Raw genomic sequence first — 26,573 nt, forward strand, 5'->3', positions numbered from 1 at the left:
TTTCCGCGCTGAGATGGTGTTTCCGGGCATGGGGAGGGCACAGCCGGGGCATCGGGTAGTTTGGGCGCATGAGCACTCCGGAGACGCCGCACACATCACCCGCCACATCACCGCAGACGCCATCGCACCCATCGGCAGCCACACCGGGCGAGTGGGAACGGCTCATCCTGGCCGAACTCGACCGGCGCGCGCCCGAACTGCTCGAACTCGCCGGGGACCTCATCCGCATCCCCAGCGAGAATCCCGCCGGAGACTGCAGCGCCATCGCCGCCTTCACCGCCGGCTGGCTGAATGAGCACGGGATCGAGGCGCAGCTCCACACCGTCGACGATGTGCCGAACGCGGGCCCCGGCCGGGTCAATGTAGTGGCCCGGCTGAGCCCCGAGCACCTCCTCGCCGAAGCTCCGCGGCATCTGGCGCTGGCCGGCCACTACGATGTGGTGCCCATCGGCGATGCCGAGCGCTGGGATTTCCCGCCCCTCGCCGGCGATGTGGTCGACGGGTACCTGCGGGGCCGCGGCGCCTCGGATATGAAGGCGGGGCTGGCAGGACAGATGCTGACCATGGTCGTACTGCGCGATCTGGGCGTACCACTGGCAGGTCCCATCACCTTCGCGGCGGTCTGCGATGAGGAGACCGGCGGTGTCACGGGCTCACCCTGGGTGCTCGACCACGGGCTGTTGGACTCGGTGACCGGTGCGGTCATCGCAGAGCCGGCCGAGCGAGGCTTCCCGACGATCGGGCAGAAGGGCCTGAACAAGCTGCGCATCACGATCGACGGCACCCCGGGGCACGGCTCGCTCCAACCCCTGCACGGGACCTCGGCGAATCTGCTGGCGGCCAGGGCAGCGCTCGCGCTGCAGAAGCTCTGGGAACTGGAGGCCGAGCCACCGGAGTCGGTGCGCCCGCTCATCGCGGATTCCATCGACTACGCCGAGGCCCGTACCGGCGATGAGCCCGGCGCCTACCGCCCCGGCATCAGCCGGGTCTTCAGCCATGTGACGGTCAACATCGGCACGCTCCACGGCGGCACCGGGGTCAATGTGGTGGCCGACCGGGCCGTGCTCGAGGTCGACACCAGGATCCCGATCGGCCTGCGCCGCGCCGATGTCAACGCACGGGTGGTCGAACTGCTGGCCGGCGCCGGAGTCCACGTGACCGACGAACGCGCCGCGGCCGTAGCCGGCGGGCACACACCCAACGCCCGACTCGAGATCGCAGCCCAGGCCTCGGAGGCGAACTGGACCGACCCCGCGGACCCGATCGTCGTGGACCTGGTCGGCGCTCTGCGCGAGGTCGTCGGGCCCGAAGCCAAGGGCGTGCTGCAATGGGCATCGAGCGATGCGCGCTTCTTCCGCGCCCATGGCATCCCCGTCCTGCAGTACGGTCCGGCCGAGCTGCCCTGCGTGCACGGCTTCAACGAGCGCTGCAAGGTGACCGATGTGGTGGACACCGCGAAGGTCTTCGCACTCACGGCCGTGCGCTACCTGGGCCTGGCCTAGGCGGAGGCCTGAGCCGACGCCACACCCGCGCCCGCACCCGGGCGACTCCGCGCCCGCGCCCGGCGCGCTCGGTCCGCACCCAGGCAGCGCCGGGACCTCGGACAGTGGAAAACAGGCACGGGACACCCGGGCGCGGCGGCCTCGGCGGCGGTATATTCGAAGCACCGAACCGCCCACCCCACCAACCCCTTGGAGGACTGATATGTTCGCACCGGATAGCTTCGCGCGCGTCGACGCCGTCGTCTCGGCGGCCCCCGGCACCTGGCGGATCGCAGCGCACTTCGACGGGGTGCCCGTCTACACGCGCGAGCCCGGCGCGCAGGTGCCGGCGGCCAGCACCATCAAGTTGGCGATCCTGCTGGCCGTGCTGCGCGCGGTCGAATCCGGCAGGCTGCGCTTCTCGACCGATGTCGACCTGGCGGTGCGGCGCGTGGGCGAGTCCGGGGTCCTGGCCGATATGCCAGCGGTGCACACGCTGCCGCTGCGCGAGGTGTTGAGCCTGATGATCACGGTCAGCGACAACGACGCGACGAACGCCGCGATCGACGTGGTCGGATTCGCCGAGGTCAATGCGGCAGCGGCCTCGCTCGGCTGCGATCAGACGGTGCTGGCACGCTACATGATGGACGCCGAGGCCGCCGCGGCCGGGCGCGACAATCTCACCAGTGCGCACGACCAGGTGCTCCTGATCGAAGCGCTGACGGGGATTCGCGGGGTGGATTCACTCGATGCCTCCGCGCCGGAAGCCGGTGCTGGGGTCCCTGCCGGCGTCACGGCCGGGTCTGGGGCAGGTGCCGGGGCCAGCACGCCCGCGGCCTCGCAGCCGGAATCCGCAGATCCGGAGTCAGCGCAGTCTGGGCCCGAGGACACCACCTCCGAACCGGCGCTGACGGAGGAGTCCGTCCGGCGGGCCAAGGGGATGCTGGCTCGCCAGCAGTTCAGGGACAGGATCCCCGCACTGTTGCCCGAGGGTACTCCCGTGCTGCACAAGACCGGCGACCTGGCCGGGATCTATCACGATACGGGTGTAGTTGAATTACCCGGCGGCAACGCCCTGAGCCTGTCGATCCTGGGCAGCGACTTGAGCGCCGAGGACGCACACACCCCCGGCGACACCATCGCCCGGATCTCCCGCGCCCTGTTCCAGGCCGTCACGAACTGACCCGCTGAAGCCCCAGAGTTCCACTACGCCCCAAAATGTCGATATATCGGCGTTTCGGGCTGAATTTCGACAATTCAGGGCGTAGTGGAACTTAGATCGGGGCACCCAGGGGGACTTGTGGGAGGGTGTCGTCGAAGCTGATGATGCGCTCGACGATGTTTTCCCAACGACGGGCCAGCAGCCGGTTACGCGGCTCGACCCCAGATAGCAGGTCCAGGATCTCGAAGCGCACCGATTCATGCAGGTCGGCGCTGAGCAGGCTCGCGGTGAACCGGTTGAGCAGGGCCCAGGCGATCGTCCGCTCCGTCTTCCCCTCAGCCGAAGCCACCGCAGCGCCGGCGGAGTCCCCTCCGGTTTCCGCGGTGTCGGTTCTCCGAGCACCACACCCACCCGCACCGAAGGCGAACCCCTCGTCCAGGCTGCGTAGCGCGCGGCCGGCGGTCGCGGCAACGATGGCTGCCAGGACCTCGGGGGCCTGCTGCGCCACCCGGTTGAGGCGGGCCGGGGCCAGCAGGGGCGAGGCCACGGCCTCGGTGCCGGCGCGCACGATCGCCTCGATGTCGGCCGCCCCCGAGGTCCGGTGGGCGAAGCCGCCGGCCGGCGGCGTCACTCCCCCGGCAGGCGGGACCAGCAGCGGGCGGATGTGTTCGGGCACCCTCAGGAAGTCCGCGGCGAGCACGCGGTTCACGGCCTGGAGCGCGGCCAACTGCTCATCGACGGGAACGGCCGACACCGCCCAGGCCGGCGGAGCAGTCGAGGCGGACACCGAACCGGAGGCGATGCCGGCAACCGCGCTGGAAGCCGCCGAGCCGGAAGAAGCCGCACTGGAAGCCGGACCGCCGCCGACCAGCCCGTAGGAGCGCCGGGTGCCGCCGATGGCCTTGAGGACGCTGACCGCGTGGAAGCGGTGCAGCAGGTAGAGCAGGCGGAAGCGGCGCTCGACCTCGTGCGGATCGGACCCGACCGGGACCACGGCCGGACTGAACCGGGCCAGGGCGGCAGCGCGTACCTCGATCACGGAGGCCAGGGTGTCCAGGGGTTCGCCGTGGGCCTTCCAGGTCGAGCCGGTGGCGTCGGCATACCATTCCTCGCGCGAATCCGCGTCCGTCGAGTACTCCAGGGCTACGCAAGTGGTACCACCGGCAAGGCGCGGGCCCTCAACCTGAGGCGCACCCAACTCGCGAGTACCACCGGCCAGGCGCGGGCCCTCACCAACAGGGGCACCCAGCTCGCGAGCGCCACCGGCAGGGCGCGCCTTGTCACCGTAGAGGGCTGCGATCGCATGGCGGTCCCACTCCCCCAAACCAGTGGGGTACGGGACCCCCTCGCCGGTCGGGACGCAGGGCGCGCCGGTGGCGTCAAGGGCGAACACCGGTCCCGGATAGTCCATCACCGACAGGTGCGGGTGGTGGTGGCTGGCGAAGTTGTGGGCCACGCCCAGCGAGTGCCCGATCTCGTGGGCCGCGAGCGCGGCCATCCGCGCCACTACGACCGATTCGACGAGCCGCGCGCCGCTCGGGCGGGAGGGCTCGGATTCGGTCGAGCCGTCCGCCGCGGCCGCCGACTGCCCGTACGGCGCCAAGACGGCCTCGGTGATGGCGCGGACCTCTTCGATGCGCTGCGAGCCCATGACCACACAGCCCTTGAGGATCTCGCCGGTGCGCGGGTCCAGCTGGCCCTTGCCGAAGGACCAGCCGCGGTCGGCGCGGTGGCACCAGGTGATGGTGCCGTAGCGCGGATCGTAGAGGTCTTCGCCGGCTGGCAGGAGTTCGACGCGGAACCGGCCGGGGTGGCCGGCTGCGGCGAAGGCCTCGGCCCACCAGTTGAAGCCGGCGAGCATCGCCGCGCGGTACGGTTCGGGGATCGCGGGGTCCAGCCGGTAGACGATGTCGTGGGCCAGCCGGTGCCGGGGCGCGTAGGTGCGCCGCGCGTCCGTATGCCCGACTTCGTCGAAACGGTGGGTCGTGAAATAGGCCATCGCGCCGGACTCCGGGTCCAATGGCACCGGCTGATAGCCGGGTTCGGGCAGCGGACGCAGGGTCACGCGCTGGGTGATGGTCACGGCCTCGGCCGGGGCGGGTGCACCGGGGCGGCCCGGAGGCGGGGTGGGGCCCGAGGCGTTCTCCGCCGTCCCGGCGGGCACGCCCGGATACGGCCCGGCCGAGGGATCGGCCTTCACCGCAGCCGTGCTTCCCGCCGCAGCATTTCCCGCCGCCGAGGCCCCACCGCCCACCGCTGTGCTGCCGGCCAACAGCCCGGTTCCGGCGCCGGTCCAGGTGCCGGCTCCGCGTGGGGTGAAGCTCAGGGTCGCGTCGATCGCCAGGATGTCGTCGAACCATTTCACCTCGGCCACATGGCTGAGGTCGGGACGGAATTCGTAGGCGGTGCCGTGGCGTTTGGTCAGGGCCGCGGCGGTGCGCAGATAGTCGACGTAGCCCAGCGCGATGGGGTCGAAGTCGCCGGTGTCCGTGGAGGCGTCGCCGATCAGCACAGACTCTGCGAAGGAGTCGCGCACAGCCGTAGCGGCCGCCCGGGCGCCGGATTCGCTCCCGCCTGCGGCCTCGGGTACGGCCTCGGATTCGGCCCGGCCCGCGTCGCCCGCGGCAGCGCTCTCGTTCCGGCCCACGTCACACGAGGGCAGTCCGTATTCGGTGTTCTCCGCCACGACGGAAATCCCGCCGGTTACGGCGTCGGTGTCCAGCCGGACCACCAACCCGGGAATGGTATCGCCCCGGTCCACGCCCACCGCGGAGGTACCGAGTCCCCTGGTGACGATCGCATGTACGAGGAACCTCGAATGCTCCCACATATGTCTCTCCATTTCTCAGTCCCGCAGGGTTCCACTACTTACCGAAATGGTGAAAAATCGCGGTTTCGGGTCGGATTTCACCATTCCGGTAAGTAGTGGAACTCAGGTGGTGGGTGTCAGCGGTGCAGGCGGGCCCAGGCGATCAGCGCCAGGGAGGAGGCGCTGTCCGACAGCAGGGCGTCGTCGAAGAGCACCTGCGGGGAGTGATTCGTCGCCGCGGTCTCCGGATCCACACCCTCGGGGCTGGCACCCAGGAAGTAGTACGCGCCTGGAACCTCCTCGAGGACATAGGAGAAGTCCTCCGAGCCCATCTGCGGATCGGGCGATTCGATGACGCGCTCGGCGCCGAAGACCCCGGTCAGCTCGTCGAGGACGAAGGCCGCCTCGGCATCGTCGTTGACCGTCACCGGGTACTGCTCGACGAACTCGACCTCGGCGGTGCAGCCGTGGGCTGCGGCGACGTGATCGGCCACCCGGCGGGCCACCTCGGGGAAGCGCCTGGTCGACTCGCGCGAGAGCGTGCGCACCGAAGCGCCCACCGAGGCGTGCGGCGGGATGACATTGATGGCGTCTCCGCCGGACATCTGCGTGAAGGCCGTGACCACCGGGTCGAAGACGCTGAAGCTCGCGCCAATCGCCTGGTACATCGCGCCGACGTACTCGGCCGCCGGGCGCACAGGGTCGATCGACTTCGAGGGCTGCGAGGAGTGCCCGCCACGCCCGTGGAAGGTCACGTTGAGCCGATTCGCACCGGCCATCAGGGTGCCGGGGCGCAGCGTGAACACACCGCGCGGACCGGAGGAGACGTGCAGGCCATAGGCGCCGTCGACCTTGCCGCCGACCGTGTCCCACATGCCCTCGTCGAGCATCACCTTAGCCCCGCCGTCGCCCTCCTCACCGGGCTGGAACATGAAGACGACGTCGCCGGGCAGTTCCTCCCGGTGGGCGGCCAACAGGCGGGCCGCGCCCACCAGCCCGGTGACGTGCAGATCGTGGCCGCAAGCGTGCATCGCGCCGTTGGTCGAGGCGTATTCCAACCCGGTCTGCTCGACCACGGGCAGCGCGTCCATGTCCCCGCGCAGCAGGACCGTGACCGGCTTGGTCGCCGGTTCTTTCGCCGAGGCGCCACCACGCAGGATCGCCACGACCGAGCTCAGGCCGGTACCCGTGTGGATCTCCAGCCCCAGACCCTCGAGCTCCTCGAGGATCTTGCCCTGCGTATAGGGCAGCTGCAGGCCGATCTCCGGATGCTGGTGCAGATCGCGCCGCAGGGCTACGAGGTCATCGGACAGGGCCGCAGCCTCGGCACGGAAATCCGGCGTGGTGGACGTCTGGGACATGGGTGTACCTCCAAGTAGAGTTGGCTCTCCCCTATCCAATCACGGTCGAAACGAAAATGAGACCTGGGTCCCATATCCCATGTGCGAACCCGCATCCCATGCGTGTATGCGCGCATGGGATGCGAACGGGTGCCCCGGGCCGCAGCTCGGCCTCAGCTCAGGATGCCCGCGATCGTCACCAGGTCGTGGAGCCCTGCCGGTATGCCCAACTCCGCCAGCCGGTCGACGAGGATCTGCGGCACCGCGGCGAGCTCCTCCTCACTGACGGGCTCGGCGTCCGGATCCGGCATCGGCTCGACCCGGGCCAGCCCTGCGGCCGCCGCACGCCGATCCGGCATCCGCAGGTGGTGGTCGGTCAGCGCTTGGTACGCCTGCCCCAGATCGAGCAGGGCGTCGTCTCCGCCATGTCGGCCGATCAGCTGCAGGGAAACGGGCAGCCCCATGCCCTCCGTGGCAGCGGCCCGCGGATCGGCAGCCGCGCCTTGGCCCGGCGCGGCGAATCCCATCGGCAGGGCCAGCGCGGGATGGCCGGTGGCCGAGTACGCCCCGGTCAGATTCCAGTCGTTCTGCGGCACCCCGCCCTTGAACACCAGCGGTGGGGCCACCTGCGGCCAGGTAGGCAGGGCGATGGCGACACTGCGCGATTCCCGGGCCGAGGCCCCTGCCGGCTCGTCCAGGGCCGCGAGCACCTCGTCGATCCGGTTCGCGTACTCCCCCGCCCGTTCCAGCGCGGCCCGGTAGACCGCGTCGTCGACCAGCGCCCCGGATGCCGCCGTACGCCGCATGGACCGACCGAAGTCATTCCAGCGCGCAACCAGGTCCTCCCGGTGCACGTCGAAGAGTTCGCGCACGAAGATCGTCATCGTCACGCGGACCATGTCGTCGACCGGGGGCAGCTCGACCACACGGACCTCGGCGCCGGCGGCGCGCAGATCCGCCAGGGCCCCGGCGAAGGCCGCGCCGACACCGGGCGCGATCCGCTCATCCCAACCCCGGGCGCCGTCTGGCACGCGGACCGGATCGCCCGAGTCGTCCGGGCCGCCCCCGGCCAGCAGCTCGGCGGGCACGCCGATCACGGTACCGCGCAGGTCCACCTGCGCCTCGTCGACCGAGGCCGGGTCCTCGGCACCGCCCGCAGCCCGCCCGCGCATCACATCGAGCAGGCGGCGGCACTCGGCGGCGGTGCGGGCCATCGGGCCCACCACGTCGAGGCTCGGCGCCCCGGGCAGGATTCCGTCCAGGGGCAACAGCCCAAAGCTCGGTCGCAGACCCGTGATGCCGCAGAACGCGGCGGGGATCCGGCAGCTGCCCGAGGTGTCCGTGCCCAAGCCGGCATCGACCTCGCCCAGGGCGATCGCGCTCGCAGTACCGCAGCTGGAACCGCCGGGCCAGCGCGCGGGGTCCCAGGGATTGCGCGGGATCGGGAAGTCCAGTGCCGGATCCGGCCGACCCACCGCGTGCTCGGCCATTGTCGTCACCCCGGCGATGCGGGCACCGGCGGCGCGCAGCCGCTCCACCACCAGCGCATCGCGCCCGGCGCAGAAGTCGGGATCGTAGACGCGGCTCTGCGCGGTGGGGACCGCCTCAGCGCAGGCGATGAGCGCCTTGATGCCCAGGCGCATGCCGGCCAGGGGCCCGGTGCCGCCGAGGTCCCCCGCCTGCGCCGTCGGGAAGCGCCGCAGGAATACGCCCAGGCCATCGGTCAGGTCTGCGGCTCCGCTGCCGGCCACGCTGCCGGTTCCCGCCCCGCCGCCGGCATCCTCGGCAGTGCCGACTTTCTCTACATCCATCCCGTCTACAGTCACGCTCTCCACTATCCCACCGCCATGAGAGCCGCCACGCAGCGGCCTTGGTCCAGGAACGCGAAGCGCCGGGCCACACGCGGAGATAGACGTGCACCCGGCGGGCCGGGCCGAGTCGGGCCGACCCCCGGTTCACTTCGCAAGCGCGGATTCACATTGTGTGCTGGGATATCCGCACACAATGTGAATCCGCGCTTGCGATATTTCCGGCGGCGACTACGTTTACTGCCGGCCCACGCCCTGCTGCTGGAACAGCTCCGGGGCCGAGGTCCCATCCACTACCGAGGGATCGAACCGGTCCAGCTTGAACGGGGCAACGGATTCGGGTTCGCGGCCGGCCACGAACTCCAGCGCCAACCGTCCGTACAGCGCCGAAAGGGTCACCCCACTGTGCGACACCGCGGTGGAGACCCGGTGGTGTTCGTCGACGAAGCCCAGGATCGGGTGGCCGTCGAGCGGCAGGCTGCGCTCGGCCAGGATCACACGGTCCACGTGGATCGGTGCGGCCTCGGTGCCGGCCAGTCGGGCATTGACCTGCTCCTCCATATAGGCACGGACCTCCTCGAAGTGCTCTTCGGGGTCCGGCCCGTCCAAGTGGTATTCCAGGGCCGGCGCCTGGAGCACCAGACCGGATTCGCCGAATGGCCGGAAGTTCACGGCATCGGAGATGTAAACACGGTTGAACTTCTGCGCTCCCGTGTCCGCATAGCCCAGGTAGCAGTGCGTGTCGACCGAGGTGGCCTCGCTGTGGAACATCGGCAGAATGGCACCGCCGGCCGCGGGCCCGCCGTTGACCGGGACCAGGTCGGCGACTTTGCCCAGGGCGATGAACACGTGGTCGAACGACGCCTGTTCGGCGGCGGCCAGGGCACCGCCGGCTTCGACTCGCTGGGAGGTGACCGTGACTCCGGTGGCCGTGCTGTCGACCGAGGTGATGCGCACCTGCCGGAATTCGGTTCCGGCTGCCACGGCCGCGGCCTGGAGAGCCGGGATGAAGCGCTCGACGTAGATGAAGCCCTCAGTGGGGAAGAAGAGGGATTCGGATTCGCGCGGGGTGAAGGCGGGTTCTAAGACGGGGGCGTCTGCCGCGGCGATGGTCGTGACGGGGTAGCCGAGGCCGCTCATCCGGGCGCGTGCGGCGTCGCGGTCGGTAGCACTGGAGTGTTCCATGAAGCAGCCGGTGGTCACGTACCAGGGCTGGGCGGGGGCCAGTTCGGCCTGCAGCTCCGCGTGGCGGCGCATGCCGGCGACGTTGAGGTCGTGGTAGGCGCGCGGGTCCTTGTTGTTGGAGTTGACCCAGGCGAAGGAGGTCTGCGAGGTCACTCCGCCCCAGGGTGATTCGCTCAGGACGGTCACGTGGTGGCCGGCCCTGCTGAGTTCGTATGCAGCGGCGGAGCCGATGACCCCGCTGCCCAGGACTGCGACGTTTGCCATGGTTGTGCCTTTCTGTTGGGTGGTGCTGTGGGGCTGATGCGCCTCTGGGTATGGGCGATTGCCTATCACCAGCGGTGGAAAAGCTGATACACATGAAGTGACTTCATTCACAGACTCAATTCAGCCTAGCCGCAGTGCAACACCTCCCCTGTAGTCACCGGCCTACCGAGCACCCCGGCCTGCCATTGAGCGCATCTGAAGCATGCGATCGTATGCGGCCATCGACGCCGGTGCGGTCGCCGCAGCGAGTTGCTGCGTCAGGGCAAAGACCAGGGCCATAGGCGCTATAACATTGGACCCATCTGTAAGTACCGTACTCGGGCAAGTCAGCACGGTAGAACAGCCCGAAACAAAATCAGGATCCACCACCTCCGTCAACACAATGCACCGAATCGACGAGGCTTCGGACACTTCCAGCAAGGCCTGTATCTCGGGAAACACTCGGAGCGGACAACACAGCACGATGCAGTCAGCCTGACTCGCCATAGTGGCGAAGGGGGCGAATGCCGTACCAGTGCTAGTACACGACGATGCATCAACTCCGAACGTGCGCAGGTAATGCACCAGGGTCTCGATGACATGGCCCGCTTCCTCAACGCCATACGCAAACACGCGGTGTGCTCCGCACAGCGTCGAGACCGCGGCCTCCCAGGCCTCCGGATCGACCGTATCTCCAAGCTCGATAATCGAATCACTCATATCAACCAGCATTTCCCGAAAGCGGTCGAATCCAGGCTTGCCCGTGCGAAGTCGCCGATCAAGCACGCGCTCCGGCGCTACGCCCTTCTCCGAGACTTCAGTGGCCAATCCATGTTTCAACGCCGTGAGTCCGTCGTACCCAAGTGCCTGAGCCGCCCGCACCACCGACGCAGTACTGACACCCAGAACCTTGGCAAGATCTTCCGCTGAGGAAGCAAGCGCAAGGGTTGCGTTTCGTTCGAAGTAACGCACAACCTTGGACTGGCTCACGGTCAGTGACGACGCAGTCGCAGCCACGCGATCCGAGAATGATCCCCCATCGGGCCCGAGCTCCGAAAAAAAACTCCGTGTAACCATTGATACACACCCCCGTTCGCTGTACTGTCTATTACATCACACAGTGATATGGCACACCTCATCGACCAGGTGCTGCACCCCGCAAACCCAACCGCTACCAGCAGGCACCCCGCGACGCCCATCCACCCGCATGCCACCGAAGACACAGTGACACACACCAAGACTAGAGAAAGCAGCGACCTCGTGGCGAAAAACCTTGAGCAGACCTCAGCAATCCTCGACGACAAATTTGCGAGCACCCGAAAATACACCACCATCTCGGGCATCATGAAAGCCGCCCGCCACCAGATGAGCGAAAGCATCTGGGACTACCTATGGACAGGGACCAGCGGCGAAACGACCACCGATCGGAACTCGCAGAAGTTCGACGAACTCCTCTGGGAAGTCCCCCTCTTCGCAGGATTGACGAAGCCCAAGACAGAAACGAACGTATTAGGCCTTGATCTTTCCTTCCCGCTGTTCACCGCGCCCTTTGGTCAGGAAGCAGTATTCCACCCTGATGGGCATAAGGCGGTGGGCCGAGCAGCACAATCTGCGGGAGTCAAGCAAATGGTCCCAGTGGCCGCTTCGTTCACGCTCGAGCAGATCGCCGAAGCCTCGGATGCAGCAGCAATGTTCCAAATGAGTTTCGTTGGGAAGGAAGAACACTGCCTACAGATGATCGAGCGTGCCAAGGCGGCAGGCTACAAATACATCATCGCGACATACTCCCCCATTCGGCAATGGCGTGAGCGGCTTCTTGAAAACCGCTTTGTCTCCCGGTTCTCCTCAGGCCACGACAATTTCGACCCGAGCTTGTCCAACCCTGCGCCGTTGGAAGAACTGATCAACTTCACCGAATCACGTTGGGATTGGGCACGCGTGAAGGCATTCATCCCCCAAAGCCCGCTTCCCATCGTTATCAAGGGCATCAGCTCGGCCGCTGATGCCACAGCCGCTATCGATGCAGGAGCTGTTGGACTATATGTGTCGAACTACGGCGGCCGAACCGTAGATCGGACACTTTCAAGCATCGAAACCCTGCCGGAGATCCGAAAGGCCGCAGGGCCCGACATGCCGATCATCATCGACTCGGGCATCCGCCGTGGCGGAGACATCGCCGCGGCACTCGCGCTAGGAGCCAATGCCGTAGCAATCGGGCGTCTCACAGGGCTAGGGCTTGCCGCTGACGGAGAAGAAGGCGTCGAGGCCGTTCTCGACATTCTTCGCGAAGAATTCTGGATGACTATGGGCCACCTCGGTTGCTCGACAGTCACAGAGCTCACGCCGCAGAACTTCCGCGACGCCTCCGCAGTTGGTCTCTAGAGCGGCCACGAACACTCACCTCGCAGAAAGAGAACGAGATGAAGCACATCAAACTTGCGCTGGCATCGGTTGCCACGCTCGCATTGGCCACAACCACCGCGTGTTCCAGCGGCGGCGGCAGCGGCACCACCCCCGAAAACCAAGTCACAGGCGATATCAACACCGTCAACTCCGACGATAATCTAACTGGTGGCGACATTTCCTTCGCTATCGAAAAAACTATCCCCAACTGGAATACAATATCCGCCGCCGGCGACATCTCCGAAACGGTTTGGGTAACCAACTCAATTTACCCATCCGCATTCACCCAGCAGCCCAACGGCTCTGACGTCGCAATGAATTCTGACCTACTCGACAGTGCGAAGACCATCAAAGACAAGCCGACGGTCGTAGAGTACAAGATCAACAAGAACGCAGTCTGGTCTGATGAAACCCCCATCAGCGCCGATGACTTCATCTGGCAATACCACGTGTTGAACAAAAAAGATTGCAAGGAGTGCTCTACCGCCGACAGCTACGGCATGGAAAAGGTAAAGTCCATCAAAGGCAGCGATAACGGAAAAACTGTCACGGTGGAGTACAACGCTGGATACTCCGATTGGAAGGCCGGATTCCCGCGACTCCTCCCCGCACACATCGCCAAAGAGCATGGCAGCTACAAAGAGGCTTTCGACTGGTTCAACAAGAACCAGCCAACGTTCTCCGGCGGTCCATTCATCATCGACGACTTCAAAAAGGACGTGTCGGTGAAACTAGCTCCCAACCCGAAGTGGTGGGGAAAGAAGCCCACACTACAAAGCGTCACCTTCAAGATGATCACGGACGCAAAGCAGATCCCGACGGCCCTGCAAAATGGAGAGATCGATGCTTCATATCCGCAGCCCCAGGTAGACCTGCTAACGCAGATTCAAGGCATGGCCGGCGCCAATATCGACTATCAAATGAACAAGTCGCTGGTCATGGAAGCTCTCATGTTCAACCATTCGAATAGCTTCCTGTCGCAGAAGCCGCTGCGCCAAGCAATCATGAAAACGCTCGACATACAGCAAATCATTGATAAAGGCGTCGGGCAGTTCGATTCCTCTGTAGAGCCACTTGGGAATTCAATGATCATGTCGCAGCAAGATGGATATGAGAACCATCTCGAAGAACTAGGGTTCGGCAAGGGCGACGTCGAAGGTGCCAAGAAGATTCTGACAGATGCGGGATACAAGATCGACGGAGACAAGTTGGTCGACGCTGCGGGTAAGACTGTGCCACCGCTCCGTCTGGTATACACCGTGAACAACCCTGTTCGTGAATCTACCGCAAACATCGTAGCTGCAGCCGCCAAACAGATCGGGGTGCAGATGAAAATCGAGACGACTGACTCCCTCGGTGACAGCACTTCGGAGAACAAGCCTTACGGATACGACATCATCGTAGTCGGATATACGGGACAGCCGTTCCTGGCATCCAATGCAACCAAGCGCTACACCACGGATACCGGGTATAACCTTCATTACTCGAACAAGAAGGTGGATGACCTTGTCGACAAGGCAGGTCAATCCAGTAAGCCCGAAGACGTGATCAAATTCATCAACGAAGCCGACAAGCTAATGCAGGATGACGTATATGTCGCCCCACTATACCAGAAACCGTCCCTTCTTGCTTACAACAAGAAAGTTGGAAACATCAGGGACAACCCAACTGTAAACGGGCCCACCTACAACATGGCCGAATGGGGGCTTAGGTCGGAAGGCTGACAAAACCCGACAAGGCTCTGGCCGCGGGGCAGGCTCCAGCTAGACATGGAACCGGCCCCGCGGCCAGCTCCCATAGTCCACTACTCGGAAGGTCTATCACGAATGTGGCGCTACGCAGTTAAACGTCTATTAGTAACCATACCGATGCTCTTAATAGCATCGTTCGTTATGTTCATGATGGTCTCTCTTTCGGGAGATCCAATGTCACGGTTCAGAGACACTGATCCACCACCACCCGAGGCCTCGATCAAGGCCATGGAACATGACTTTGGCCTAGACCAGCCCGTACTATTGCGATACTTCAAGTGGCTGCTGGGACTGTTCACCGGAAACTTCGGTCAGTCAATGTACAACGTGGATATCTCACATGAACTTGGCGCGCGTTTGATAATCACATTGCGCCTGGTTGTACTCGCAGTAGTCATCGCTGCAATCCTTGCGATTATCGTCGGAATCGTAAGCGCGCTTAAGCAATATGGCAAGTTAGACATGACGCTAAGTGCGATAATCTTTATCGCCATGGCCCTGCCCGTCTTCTGGATTGCAATCCTGCTCAAACAGGCAGCAGTTGAGTTCAATAAGACCGTCGGACACACCGCGCTATACACAATTGGCGATGGGACCAGCTCCGGAGTTACCGGGTTCGGGCTGTTCGGATACATCCTATTGCCGATAGTTGTCTTAGTAGTCAATATTTTTGCATCCTGGAGCCGATACGTTCGAGCATCGATGATCGAGGTATTGCAGAGCGACTATATGCGACTAGCGCGAGCAAAAGGCCTATCGAAGGCACAGGCAGTTATTCGACACGGACTGCGAAATGCGCTCCTTCCATTCGTTACAGTTGTTGCCATGGACTTTGCCTCACTCATCAGTGGAGCAGTCGTAACTGAAACCGTTTTCCAATGGAGAGGGATGGGCGACCTTCTCCTTACCGCAGTTCACAATCTCGACGTCAACGTGATCATGGCGTGGCTACTGTTGTTTGCAGCTCTTACAATACTGCTTAATCTTCTGGCTGACCTGCTCTACGGTCTTCTGGATCCGAGAATACGACTGTCCGCCTGAGGAGGTTAACCATGACGCTACAAGGAATTCCCGAGTCCGACATCGGCCGGAACCAGCCGGCAGTGAGTTCGTCAAGCAGGGCCAGAAGGGGAAAGCTGCCACCTTTTATCGTAAACTACTTTTCAAATCCCCTATCGGTCATAGCTCTGTGCTGTTTCGCGTTGATTGTGATATTTGCCTTTATTGGCCCGCATCTCTGGAAGTATCAGTTCGACGTCTTCACCTCTGATAATTCGGCTCCTCCTTCACCCGACCACCCTTTTGGAACCGATAGCACGGGATACGATACACTTTCTCAGGTAATGCGAGGAGCGCAGCGTTCTATACAAATTGCATTGTCCGTCGCCATCATCGCAACCGTACTCGGCGCCCTTGTAGGCTCGCTTGCCGGCTTCTACGGTGGAGTCGTCGATTCAATACTCATGCGTACAGTCGACTTGGTACTTGTTTTCCCAACTATCGCTGTGGCAGCCGTACTCGCCTTCATGACAATGGGAACACAGACCAGTTGGTGGGCTATCGCTATCGTCCTTGCGGCACTGGCTTGGCCAATCGTCGCTCGTCTAGTCCGGTCCGATGCACTATCCATTATGCAGGCTGAATATATCTCAGCGGCGCGAGGTTTGGGAGCATCTGACTGGTCGATAATCATCCGTCATCTGATTCCTAACTGCATGGGTACGATCACGGTTGCCGTCACGGTCCTTACTTCGACTGCGATCCTTTCGGAGACCGCCCTGTCCTATCTAGGGTTCGGTGTACAGTCTCCCGATACCTCTCTTGGATTGCTTATATCCCAGGCACAGAATGCAGTGAGCACTCGTCCGTGGTTGTTCTACTTCCCAGGTCTGTTCATTATCCTAATCGCCTTGTCCACAAGCTTCATCGGCGATGGACTACGCCGTGCCCTTGATCCGCGCCAGAGCCGAGGAGGCCGAGCATGACTACCACGCCAACCGGTGGTTCAACTACTCTCTTGTCTGTCAGAGACCTCACGGTGAGTTTCGGGAAACCTGGTCGCGAGAAGAAAGCTGTTCGCTCAATTTCATTCGACGTTCGCCGGGGTGAAACTCTTGCTATCGTTGGCGAGTCCGGTTCGGGAAAGTCTATGACGTCCTTGGCCTCTATCGGACTTCTCCCCGACACTGCGAATGTCACGGGATCGGTGTCACTCGTCGGAACAGAGGTTGTTGGGGCATCGGATCAGGTCATGCGCAAACTGCGTGGCTCCAAGGTTTCCATGGTTTTCCAGGACCCTCTGTCTACCCTCAATCCAGTTTTGACGGTCGGTCATCAGATTACCGAAGCCATCCTCATACATCGACCGATGGGTAAGGAAAAGGCAAAACAGGAAGCTATTGAGCTACTCGACGTCGTTGGAATTCCTGAACCGCAAAATCGCATGGATAGTTATCCTCATGAATTTTCCGGCGGTATGAGGCAACGAGTCGTGATCGCTATTGCACTTGCGAACAAGCCTGACTTAATCATCGCCGACGAGCCGACAACTGCTCTAGACGTTACGGTCCAGAACCAGGTCCTCCACGCCCTGGATGCCGCACGCCGGCACGTCAACGCCGGGATGATTCTCGTGACACATGATTTAGGTGTGATCGCCGGTCACGCTGACAGGGTGGCCGTCATGTATGGCGGTCGGATTCTCGAGACTGGTGGTATAAACGAATTCTTTGAGTCTCCTAAAACCTCGTACGCGCGAGGCTTACTCCGAGCGATCCCACGAATCGATAAGCGCTCAGAGCGCCTCCTGCCTATTCCACGTCAAGTTACCAAGCAGCTGGATGATGTTCTAGATGATGATAACTTCGATGCATTAGAGCTTCCCGGCATAGAGGAAACTCCCTCGTCCGATTCCGGCACTCAACCACCTTCATCCCGACAGGTGAGTGACGATATAGTGCTGGAGGTTGAGAATGTTATAAAAGACTATTCGGTTAGCTCGAAAAAGCATTTTAGAAAGCAGTCTCACCGGGCTCTCAATGATGTTTCGTTTACGCTGAGGAACGGCGAGACTCTCGGTATTGTTGGCGAGTCCGGAAGCGGCAAATCGACACTCAGTCGCGCTATCGTGGGTCTTCATGATGTAACGAGCGGATCTATCAGGCTTAATGGTTCGGACATTTCTGAGGGTAGTCGTAGTACCCGGAAAAAGTACCGTCGCAAAGTTCAGATGGTTTTTCAGGATCCCTACTCGTCCATGGATCCACGTATGTCGGTTGAAGAGGTCTTAACCGAAGCCATGCGCCTAGGACGGGTTAGCAAGCAGGGCTGGAGCGATCGTGTCGATGAACTCCTAACAAGCGTTGGCCTCTCTCCCGACATGGCCGATCGTTACCCTCATGAGTTTTCGGGTGGACAGCGCCAACGTATTGCCATTGCTCGAGCATTGGCTACTGATCCTGAAGTAATTGTTTTAGATGAGCCTGTTTCCGCATTGGACGTTTCCGTGCAGGCTGCGGTCATCAATCTACTTGAGGATTTGCGAGATGAACGTGGACTCACCTACATTTTCGTGACTCATGATTTGTCGGTAGTCGCACATATTTCTGACAGAATTGCTGTGATGAAGTCTGGAGAGGTAGTCGAAATCGGGGAGACTAGTCAAGTGATCAACGAGCCTTCGCACTCCTATACTAAGCAGCTGGTTTCCGCGGCACCGATTCCCGACCCCAAGATTGAGCGGCCCAAGCGTAATCCTGATGGAGCAATTTAGCTAAATAGCTAAAGGAAAGTGAGAACTAATATGAAAATCGTTGTTATCGGTGCTGGTTCAGTCGGCGCCCATGTCGCGTATAGGTTGCAAGAACAGGGAGCCTCAGTTACTTTGCTCGATGCGGCCGATCCTTGTACCGGGACCTCGGCATCTTCGATCGCGTGGCTTTCGCAGTTTCCTCAACGCGCTTGGGAGGAAGAGCCCGGAAAAGCCGCCTTGCGTGTGACCACCGATGAACTTTTCAAGGAACTTGCGCTGGAGGTTCCGGGCTCCTACCTTTCTTGGTCTGGGACTCTGCTTTGGGGTTCAGAAGAGGAACGGACAGAGTTCACGCGGCTGGCCAAGATCGCTCAGGCGCGCGGCGTCGGCGTAGAGATCATTTCGGGTAAGACTGCGATGGAGCTCGAACCCGCTCTACGCATCGATCCAGAGGAGACAGTGTTCCTCGAGAAGGACTCGGGCTGGGTTGACGCGCCTGCAGTCGTTCAGGCCCTGATCAGTGCTTTCTCCAAGCTAGGCGGAAAGACACAGTTCCGTAGTCAGGTACGCGGCTTCGACATACAAGGTGAGTCTGTCAAGGCAGTTCTGACTGACGATGGCAGCAGGATCGAAGCAGACTACGTTGTCAATGCAGCGGGTAGTTGGTCGAGCCACATCGCGGCTATGGCAGGTCTGGCTATACCGCTGGACCTTGTTCCTGGTCGGATCATCTACACCGAACCATTCGCATCGGGTGCCGGACCCTCGTTCATCATCAACACACCTACGTGGGCCGGCCGCCCAGATCCTAGCGGTGGTTATGCAGTTCACTGGCGTGGCCATTCGCAGACTGAGAATCACGGCTCCAATTCTGCCGCCGACAGCGAGATGATCAGCTCTATCAAGAAGACCATTCCATCGGTCGTCGGTTCTCTTCCTGCTCGCTCCTCTATCGGCATTCGCCCAGTTCCTCCGGGTGGTCCGATTGTCGGCAGTGTTCCTTGGCTTTCAAACTTGTATTTCACTGTCTCCCACGGCGGAATTGGCTGGGGGCCCACTTGGGGAATCATGGCTGCCCGTGAGATTCTCCAGCAAGACGTACAGCCCGAGCTCGCTGCGATGCGCCCAGAGCGGTTCTACCTAGACGATCTCAAGCTCGGACGACATGCAGACGATGCGGAGCAGGTTTGATGCCCCACGACTACATCGTCATCGGCGCCGGCGTGCACGGCTCCGCAGCCTCCTACTACCTTGCGAAGTCCGGCGTCTCCGTCCTCTTACTGGAGGCCAAGACCGTCGCTTCGGGCGCCTCGGGTGGAGTGGGCAAGCGCGGGGTACGGGCCAATGCCCGCGATATCCGCGAACTGCCGCTGATGAAGATCGCCTACGATATGTGGCCAGGAATCAATGAGGAGCTGGGCCTGCAGGTCGGCTACGAGCGCACCGGCGGGATCGAGCTCGTCGGCCCCGATGTCTTCGCCGACAAGAGCCTGCACGACCAGTTGAAGACCCGGGTGGGCGTCCAGTCGGCCTTCGGCATCGAGACCCGCATCATCGACAGGGCAGAGTTGGACACCCTGGAACCGGGGGCCTCGTCGGAAACCGTAGCCGGTGCCCTGTACTGCCCGGCCGACGGCACGGGTGACCACACCGAGGTGACCCGCGGCTATGCGACCGCGGCTCAGACCGCCGGTGCCGAGCTCAAGGAGTACTCCTCTGTCACCGGGCTGACCGGCAAGAACACCGAGGGCCTCTACACCGTCACCACCGAAGACGGCACCGCCCACACGGCCACCCGTGGCGTACTGGTGACGGCGAACAGCTATAGCCGCCGGCTGCTGGCCGATTCCTTCGGCATCGACGTTCCCATCACCCGTTTCAACCCGCAGATGACACCCGTGCGGGCGGCCGGCGGGTTCACCTTCAAGCACCTGCTGGGCCACCACTCGCTGCCCTTCGCGGCGAAGACCATCACGATCGACGGTGAGGACGTGGTCATGCTCTCCGGCGGACGGACCGGCGACTGGGACTACGAGTCCGAAATCGGCACTCCGCGCCCGGAAACGGCGGAGAAGTCCATCATCGACGCCACCTCGATCTATCCGGCCTTTGCCGGCGCCGAGGTGGTCGTGACCGACGCCTCCCGGCCCGAATCGCTGACGGTCGACGACATCCCGGTGATCGACGAAGTGCCCGGCAACCCCGGCGTCTTCTTCGCCACCGGCTGGTCGGGCCACGGTTTCGCGATCTCGCCGGCGGTGGCAACACTGCTGGCGGGGTGGATCACCTCCGGTGAGCGCCCCGCCGAGCTGGAGCCGTTCACCTTCGCCCGGTTCCCGCAGGTCTCACAGGCTTGAAACCGGATCCCCCGGTTCACCGTCGAGTGGCTGGGACACGCCTAAACCCGAAGTCAGGTTCCGGCGTGTCCCAGCCACTCGACGGTTCGGGGCCCGGGTTGGTTCTCAGGCTCTTCCGATTTGAGGGTGTAGAGAGGTATCCGACAAGGGTATGCGTGTCGTAGGGGTGTGAAGAAGGCCCTGCGGTGAGAATCGAAGTTGTCTAGACACCGGTTCCACAACGCAAGGCCTTCGATGCTCAAGCCTACCTTCACGACTCCTGACCTCACGACTTTCACCGGACTCGACAGCCTTGGCTTGCAGGCCGTCGGGCAGTACCTGGCACCGGACCGCGCTGTCCTGCGCTGTGTCGTGGTAGATCCGGATGACTGGTGCCATCGCTGCGGCTCTCCTGGAGTTCCTCGGGACACACTGGTGCGCGGGCTTGCCCATCAGCCGCTGGGCTGGCGGCCGACCACTCTGCACGTGCGCGTCCGCCGCTACAAGTGCACAGAATGCGGCCACGTGTGGCGGCAGGACACAAGCGCTGCGGCCGAGCCCCGCGCCAAGCTGTCCCGGACAGGACTGCGCTGGGCGCTGGAGGGAATCGTGTGCCAACACCTCACTGTTTCTCGTGTCGCCGAGAGCCTGGCCGTGTCGTGGGATACCGCGAACAGCGCGGTGCTCGCTGAGGGACGGAGAGTGCTCATTGATCGGCCCGAGCGGTTCGACGGCGTGCAGGTCATCGGCGTTGACGAGCACGTGTGGCGGCACACGCGCAAGGGCGACAAATACGTCACCGTCATCATCGACCTCACGCCTGTACGGGACAAGACCGGGCCCGCGCGCCTGCTCGACATGGTCGAGGGCCGCTCGAAAGCCGTGTTCACGGCCTGGCTTCAGGCCAGGCCCCGTGACTGGCGAGAGAACGTGGAGGTCGTGGCGATGGACGGATTCACCGGGTTCAAAACAGCAGCCGAGACTGAACTGCCCGACGCCGTCGAGGTCATGGATCCCTTCCACGTGGTCCAGCTCGCCGGTGACGCTGTTGATCGGAATCGGCAGCGCATTCAGCAGGAGACCACAGGGCATCGCGGACGAGCAGGGGATCCGCTCTACGGGATCCGCCGAACCCTGCACACCGGAGACGACCTGTTGACCGACAAGCAGCGGGCCAAGCTGATGGTCGCGTTCACCGATGAGCGTCACGCCGAAGTCGAAGCGACGTGGGGCGTGTACCAAGACGTCGTGGCCGCCTACCGGCATCCCGATCCGCAGGAGGGCAAGCGCATCATGACCAGGCTCATCGAGAACATCAGCCACGGGGTGCCAAAAGCACTGCGCGAGGTCATCACGCTGGGACGCACACTCAAACGCCGGGCAAGCGACATCCTGGCGTACTTCGACAACCCCGGCACATCCAACGGCCCAACGGAGGCCATCAATGGCAGGCTCGAGCACCTCCGAGGCTCCGCCCTCGGCTTCCGCAACCTGGCTAACTACATCGCCCGCTGCCTGCTTGAAACAGGCGGGTTCAGAGCCCAACTACACCCTCAAATCGGATGAGCCGGTTCTCAGCCCAGTTCGGCCATGACGTCGAGGCCGACCTGCATATCGCGTGCCAGCTTGTCGCGATCCACGACCGCACCCTCCTTGATCACATGCCGGATCTCCTTGTACGCCGCAGCCGAGGTCAGCGGGTCGGCGTCAAGGATCAGCACATCGCCCTTCTTACCGACTTCCAGAGTGCCGACGACCTCGCTCACGCCATACGCCTCGGCAGGGTAGGCAGTCGCCGAACGAAGCACCTCCATGGGCTCCATTCCCTTCTCCCACGCGCCCTTGAGCCAGTTGAAATGGCTATAGCCCAGCTGCACACACTGATCGGGCACCGTGGGCTTGAGCGTGCCGGCCCTGAACCCGGGATGTTCGGTGATGCGCGGTCCGTAGGCGAATCCATCGGTCGTCAACAGCAGCCGGGCACCGCGTTCGATCAGTCCCCGCTGGTTGATGTCGGAGTTCTCCCTTGCCCCGTGTGAGATCGCAGTACCGGGGAACGAGGCGCTCCACTTCAGGTAGTCATCGGTGCAGACCAGGGCCGCGGTCGGGATCCGCTTGTCTGCGATCCGGTCCAACAGCTCGGCCGGAGCGGGCTGCCCGACGGTCATATCGCCGTGTTGCAGCAGATCCACCCCCAGGTCCACGGAGATCCGCAGGCTGTCGACCGAGGTCGTATGCGCCTGGGTGGGCAGGCCGTAACCGTGTGCCGTATCGTGGATCGCCTGCTGGGCGGCTTCGGAGAACATCAGGAAGACGGCGGCCCCGCTGGCGATGGCCAGATGGTCTGTGGCCGCCCACTTGATGAAGTCGACGCCGGTCTCCTCGATGTACTGTGCCACGGCCTCGGCGATCTGGGACACCGACATAGTGGTCAGACCGGGTCCGGTCCCCCGCTCCCATTCGTGATTGACCGAGGCGATCGTGTCCTTCTGCAGGAAGGTGCCCGGCGCCACGAAGTCATCGGACAATGGTCCGCCCAGGCCAATGATATTGCCGGAACAGTAGATCCGCGATCCCGTGGTCTTCCCGGCGTTGATCTCATCGCGCACCCTGGTCGCGGCCGCAGCCGGCCCCCAGGTATCGAACACCGTCGTCACACCGTACTTCAGGGTCAGCTCGGCGGCCTCACGGGCCAGCTCGTCATAACGCCCTTGGAAGTCCAACAGGGTGTCCGCGGTACGCGCGGCGACCAGGTGGACATTGGCGTCCATCAGGCCGGGGATCGCGAAGCCTCCGCGCGCGTCGACTGTCTGCACGCCTTCCGGAATGCTCACCGCGGCGGCGGGACCCACCGCTTCGATGGTTCCGTCGGCGCCGATCAGAATGGTGCCGCCGTCGATCGGCTGGGCGCCGGTCGCATCGATGACGGTGGCGTTGACGATTGCCAGTTGTGCCATGGGACTGAACTCCTTTGTTGTGGTTGTATGGCTTCGGGCAGTCAGGTTGCGGCTACATTCTCAACCGGAAATGACCTCGGATTCCTCCGCTATCCAGCGGCGGACTTCGGACTGCAGAACGGTCAGTGGAACTGAACCAAGGCTCAGCACCTGGTCATGGAAGGCCCGGATGTCGAAGGCCGGCCCCAGTGCGGCCTCGGCCTCCGCGCGCAGGTCCTGAATGGTCAGCTGCCCCAGGTAGTACGCGGTCGCCTGGCCCGGCCAGGAAATGTACCGGTCGATCTCCGTGACGATCTCGTGTTCGGCGATCGCGGTGTTCTCCCGCAGGTAGTCCTGCGCTTGTTCACGCGTCCACCCCAGTTCGTGCATACCGGGGTCGACGACCAGTCGGACCGCGCGCCACATCTGGAAGGACAGCATGCCCATGCGCTCGTACGGGGTCTCGTACATGCCCATCTCATCGCCCAGCCGCTCGGTGTACAGACCCCAGCCCTCTCCGAAGGCCGAAATGTATTCGCGGCGGAACTCCGGCAGGTCCATCTCCTGGGCCAGGGAGAGTTGGAAGGAATGCCCCGGCGCTGATTCGTGCAGTGTCAGTGCCGGCAGCGAATACAGCGGCCGGGCCGGCAGGTTGTAGGTGTTGACCAGATAGCGGTCGGGGGCGCCACGTCCGAAGGTATCGAAGGCCGCGATCTCCTTGGGCGTTTCCATAATGGAGAAACGCCCGTTCGGCAGTTTGCCGAAGTACCGGTGCACCACTCCGTCGAAGGCCTTGCAAGTGTAGGCGGCTTCGGCCAACAGCTGCCGGGGCGTGGTTGCGTAGAACTGCGGGTCGGTGCGCATAAAGGCGAACAGTCCATCCAGATCGCCGGCGTAGCCGAGTTCCCCGGCTATCTTGTCCATCTCCGCACGGATCTTCGCAACTTCGCTCAGCCCCAGGTCGAAGATCTGCTGCGGATCCATTTCGGTGGTCGCATATTCGCGGATCTGCGAACGGTAGAACTGCGGCCCATCGGGCTGGTCGACCGCCGCGATGGATTCCGGTAGCTGCGGCAGATATTCCCCACTCAAGAACTCGTAGAGTCCTTGGTAAGCGGGCACTACCAGTTCGGTCAGGACTGAGACGGCCCGATCCTGCAGTTCTGCTACCACGGTGGCCGCGGTTGCCGTCGGCATCCGGGTGAACGGTCCGAAGAACGGAAGGGATTTCACATCGGAGGTCTGGGCGACCGACCGGACGGGTTCTTCCCGCCCCGTCATGCACACTCGGGCTGGGCCGAAGCCCCGCTGGAGGCCCGCCCGCATATTGTCGATCTGTTGGGCGAAGTACCGGGGGATCTGACCCAGCATCTGCAGATATGCCTGTGCCTGGTCCGCATCCGCCAGCGCCAGCCGGTAGGCGTCGAAGGCCAGGTCCCGCCAGAAGGCGGTGTCGGCGGTGGCGGGGCGTTCGAACATCCGGTACTGCTGTGCTTCGAGCAGGGTCTGGACCTGGTTGCGATAGACCTGGTAATCGACCAGTTCCTCCGTACTGAGCCCTGGAACGTCTACCGTATCCAGCTGGGTCAGAGTGTCTTCCCATTTCCGGGTGCGGCGATCCTGTGCAGTTACCGACACATCGGGAAGCGAGTCCCGTACCCCTGATTTCCAGCCCGATGAGCCGAATTCGCCTCCACGCCAGTTGCATTCCGACTCGATGATGTCGTACAACCGGTTTCCGGCTTCAGTCTGCCGGCGTGTGTCGGACGAATTCGCGCTCATCGTTCTTCTCCTTCTCGATTCCCGATTACTTCACGTCTACCGGCGTTCAGGCAGGCTGGTTGGATTCCGGCTTATCGGCCCGGCCGGTGCTCCAGGCGACGAAGTCCGCAATATCGTGCAGCTGGTCGATGCGCGAACCCGGGTGGGCGTACATCATGTGTCCGGCAGGGTAATAGCGCCGGACGATCTGGTTCCAGGACTTCTCGCTGATCCGCAGGTGGGCCAGCACGTGTTCCGAAGCTGCGAACGGCGTCGCACAGTCGTGATATCCGAAGGCGACGTAGACCTTCAGGTCCGGGTTCATCCGCATAGCGTAGGCCAGGTCCTCGGCGGTGGTGACATGGGAGTTCTCGAACTCCTTGTACGACCACGGGTGCACCCGGCCGGTCAGGACTTCGTAGGTGATATCGGATTCGTAGCCGAACTCGCTGCGCAGCAATTCGTTGATACCCACGGTGTACGGATACTGGATCATCGGGTACGAGGGGTCGTCTCCCAACACCTCACCGCTGAGCTTGCCCTGGTGTGCGGTCCACCTGGCATCCAGTCGTCCGGTCTTCAGCCGCTGGTCCTTGAGCAGCTCGTTGAAGAAGGTGAATTCGTCGACGCGCAGATCGGAGATCCGCACGAATTCGGGGTCGAGTCCAATCAGATCCGCCAGACGGGAACAGATATCCGCGTGTTCCTCCGCACTCAGGCGCTTGCCCTTGTCCAGTGCCCGTGAGTAGTCGCCATAGGCGAACTCGGTCGCCTCGGCGATCACATCCTCGGCGCTACGACCAGGGTGCTTGCCGTGGTACTGGGCGATGGCAGCGAAGGTCGGCAGGTAGTGCACGTACGGTGCTTCGTTGCCCTCGGTGAAGTCGATGGTCGCGAAGTCCAGGACCGCCGAGATCAGGATGATGCCGTTGAAGGCGATCCCGTGACGCCGTGCCAGGTGCCCGGCGAGCGCCGCAGCACGGGTCGTGCCGTAGGATTCCCCGGCCAGGAACTTCGGTGAGGTCCAGCGCTTGTTCCGGGTCAGCCACAGACGAATGGCCTCGCCGACGATGTCACGGTCGCCGGTGAACCCGTGGAACTCCTGATCCTTCCGGCCTTCCATCGGGCGGGAGTAGCCCGTGGTGATCGCATCGATGAAGACCAGGTCGGCATCGGCCAGGGTCGTCTCCAGATTGTCGGTCAGTCCGTAGGGCGGCTGTGCGGGTTCGTCGACGTCGTTGATGACGACGCGGCGCGGGCCGAACAGTCCAATGTGCAGCCAGGCCGATGATGAGCCGGGGCCCCCATTGAAGGCGAAGATCACAGGGCGCTGCGGGTCCGTCTGGCCTGCGGCGTCCGTCACCGTATACGAGGTGGAGAAGACTCGGGCTGCGGGCACATCACCGCAATAGACGCCATCGGTGACTTCCTCCTGGCCGATCACCGTGGTACCCGTGGTGACCCGATAGTTCAAGGGACCGGCGGGCAGTTTTATGGAGTGCTCACTGGTGACCAGGTCGTCCTGGGGTGCCGGGCTCGCCGTAGTACCGGGGGCTGGTTCGGTCGATTCGTGTGCCATGTGGTTGGTTGTTCCCTTCGGTTCTGTA

Annotated in this window: 18 protein-coding genes; 10 read left to right on the plus strand and 8 right to left on the minus strand. The window is 63.2% G+C overall.

The features are described 5' to 3' along the window. The first annotated feature begins 68 nt into the window (after positions 1-68). Together NQ036_RS10860 and NQ036_RS10865 are read left to right on the plus strand one after the other, a co-directional pair. On the plus strand, positions 69-1,502 hold the full coding sequence (locus NQ036_RS10860; protein ID WP_257058869.1) for a M20/M25/M40 family metallo-hydrolase: 1,434 nt from the start codon (positions 69-71) through the stop codon (positions 1,500-1,502). 202 nt (positions 1,503-1,704) lie between these two features. After that, positions 1,705-2,664: a serine hydrolase gene (locus tag NQ036_RS10865; RefSeq protein WP_257058872.1), complete on the plus strand. Its 960-nt coding sequence runs from the start codon at positions 1,705-1,707 to the stop codon at positions 2,662-2,664. A 91-nt stretch (positions 2,665-2,755) separates the two neighbouring features. Here the strand turns inward: NQ036_RS10865 and NQ036_RS10870 are convergent, their stop codons facing one another. The 5 genes from NQ036_RS10870 to NQ036_RS10890 all read right to left on the minus strand — a co-directional run bounded on the left by NQ036_RS10870 (position 2,756) and on the right by NQ036_RS10890 (position 11,105). Further along, on the minus strand, positions 2,756-5,473 hold the full coding sequence (locus NQ036_RS10870; RefSeq protein WP_257058874.1) for a zinc-dependent metalloprotease: 2,718 nt from the start codon (positions 5,471-5,473) through the stop codon (positions 2,756-2,758). Between the two features lie 116 nt (positions 5,474-5,589). Next, positions 5,590-6,813: a M20 family metallopeptidase gene (locus NQ036_RS10875; RefSeq protein WP_257058879.1), complete on the minus strand. Its 1,224-nt coding sequence runs from the start codon at positions 6,811-6,813 to the stop codon at positions 5,590-5,592. Between the two features lie 152 nt (positions 6,814-6,965). Further along, complete coding sequence (locus tag NQ036_RS10880; RefSeq protein ID WP_257058882.1) at positions 6,966-8,603, minus strand: amidase; 1,638 nt, start codon at positions 8,601-8,603, stop codon at positions 6,966-6,968. A 234-nt stretch (positions 8,604-8,837) separates the two neighbouring features. Next, entirely contained in the window at positions 8,838-10,049 is a 1,212-nt protein-coding gene (locus NQ036_RS10885) for an FAD-binding oxidoreductase (protein WP_257058884.1), read from the minus strand. A gap of 162 nt (positions 10,050-10,211) precedes the next feature. Then, positions 10,212-11,105 carry a MurR/RpiR family transcriptional regulator gene (locus NQ036_RS10890; RefSeq protein WP_257058887.1) on the minus strand — a complete coding sequence of 298 codons (894 nt, stop codon included), beginning with the start codon at positions 11,103-11,105 and terminating at the stop codon, positions 10,212-10,214. Positions 11,106-11,153: 48 nt separating this feature from the next. Between NQ036_RS10890 and NQ036_RS10895 the strand changes: the two genes are divergently transcribed. The 8 genes from NQ036_RS10895 (at position 11,154) to NQ036_RS10930 (ending at position 21,835) form a co-directional block, all read left to right on the plus strand. Then, positions 11,154-12,410: an alpha-hydroxy acid oxidase gene (locus NQ036_RS10895; RefSeq protein ID WP_257058889.1), complete on the plus strand. Its 1,257-nt coding sequence runs from the start codon at positions 11,154-11,156 to the stop codon at positions 12,408-12,410. 38 nt (positions 12,411-12,448) lie between these two features. Then, entirely contained in the window at positions 12,449-14,155 is a 1,707-nt protein-coding gene (locus tag NQ036_RS10900; protein ID WP_257058892.1) for an ABC transporter family substrate-binding protein, read from the plus strand. A 102-nt stretch (positions 14,156-14,257) separates the two neighbouring features. Further along, entirely contained in the window at positions 14,258-15,223 is a 966-nt protein-coding gene (locus NQ036_RS10905; protein WP_257058897.1) for an ABC transporter permease, read from the plus strand. Positions 15,224-15,234: 11 nt separating this feature from the next. Further along, complete coding sequence (locus NQ036_RS10910) at positions 15,235-16,167, plus strand: ABC transporter permease (RefSeq protein ID WP_257058899.1); 933 nt, start codon at positions 15,235-15,237, stop codon at positions 16,165-16,167. Beyond that, positions 16,164-17,954 (plus strand): ABC transporter ATP-binding protein, encoded by a 1,791-nt coding sequence (locus NQ036_RS10915; protein ID WP_257058901.1) that lies wholly within the window; start codon positions 16,164-16,166, stop codon positions 17,952-17,954. The genes NQ036_RS10910 and NQ036_RS10915 overlap by 4 nt, the downstream gene beginning before the upstream one ends. 30 nt (positions 17,955-17,984) lie before the next feature. Then, on the plus strand, positions 17,985-19,124 hold the full coding sequence (locus tag NQ036_RS10920) for an FAD-binding oxidoreductase (RefSeq protein ID WP_257058916.1): 1,140 nt from the start codon (positions 17,985-17,987) through the stop codon (positions 19,122-19,124). After that, positions 19,124-20,290: an FAD-binding oxidoreductase gene (locus NQ036_RS10925; protein WP_257058918.1), complete on the plus strand. Its 1,167-nt coding sequence runs from the start codon at positions 19,124-19,126 to the stop codon at positions 20,288-20,290. Before NQ036_RS10920 ends, NQ036_RS10925 begins: the two co-directional genes overlap by 1 nt. Positions 20,291-20,524: 234 nt before the next feature. Beyond that, on the plus strand, positions 20,525-21,835 hold the full coding sequence (locus NQ036_RS10930; protein WP_257058922.1) for an ISL3 family transposase: 1,311 nt from the start codon (positions 20,525-20,527) through the stop codon (positions 21,833-21,835). A gap of 8 nt (positions 21,836-21,843) precedes the next feature. On the opposite strand, the gene NQ036_RS10935 is transcribed toward NQ036_RS10930, so the two are convergent. From NQ036_RS10935 to NQ036_RS10945, 3 genes are read right to left on the minus strand one after another with little or no spacing between them, the layout of a single operon-like run. After that, positions 21,844-23,226 (minus strand): amidohydrolase family protein, encoded by a 1,383-nt coding sequence (locus NQ036_RS10935; RefSeq protein ID WP_257058925.1) that lies wholly within the window; start codon positions 23,224-23,226, stop codon positions 21,844-21,846. Positions 23,227-23,286: 60 nt separating this feature from the next. Continuing rightward, a complete protein-coding gene (locus tag NQ036_RS10940) occupies positions 23,287-24,987 on the minus strand; it encodes a DUF885 family protein (RefSeq protein WP_257049831.1) in 1,701 nt (566 codons plus the stop codon). A 46-nt stretch (positions 24,988-25,033) separates the two neighbouring features. Beyond that, complete coding sequence (locus NQ036_RS10945; RefSeq protein ID WP_257049830.1) at positions 25,034-26,545, minus strand: S10 family peptidase; 1,512 nt, start codon at positions 26,543-26,545, stop codon at positions 25,034-25,036. Between the last annotated feature and the right edge of the window lie 28 nt (positions 26,546-26,573).

The organism is Brevibacterium sp. 91QC2O2, assembly GCF_024580695.1.
Taxonomy (GTDB): domain Bacteria; phylum Actinomycetota; class Actinomycetes; order Actinomycetales; family Brevibacteriaceae; genus Brevibacterium; species Brevibacterium moorei.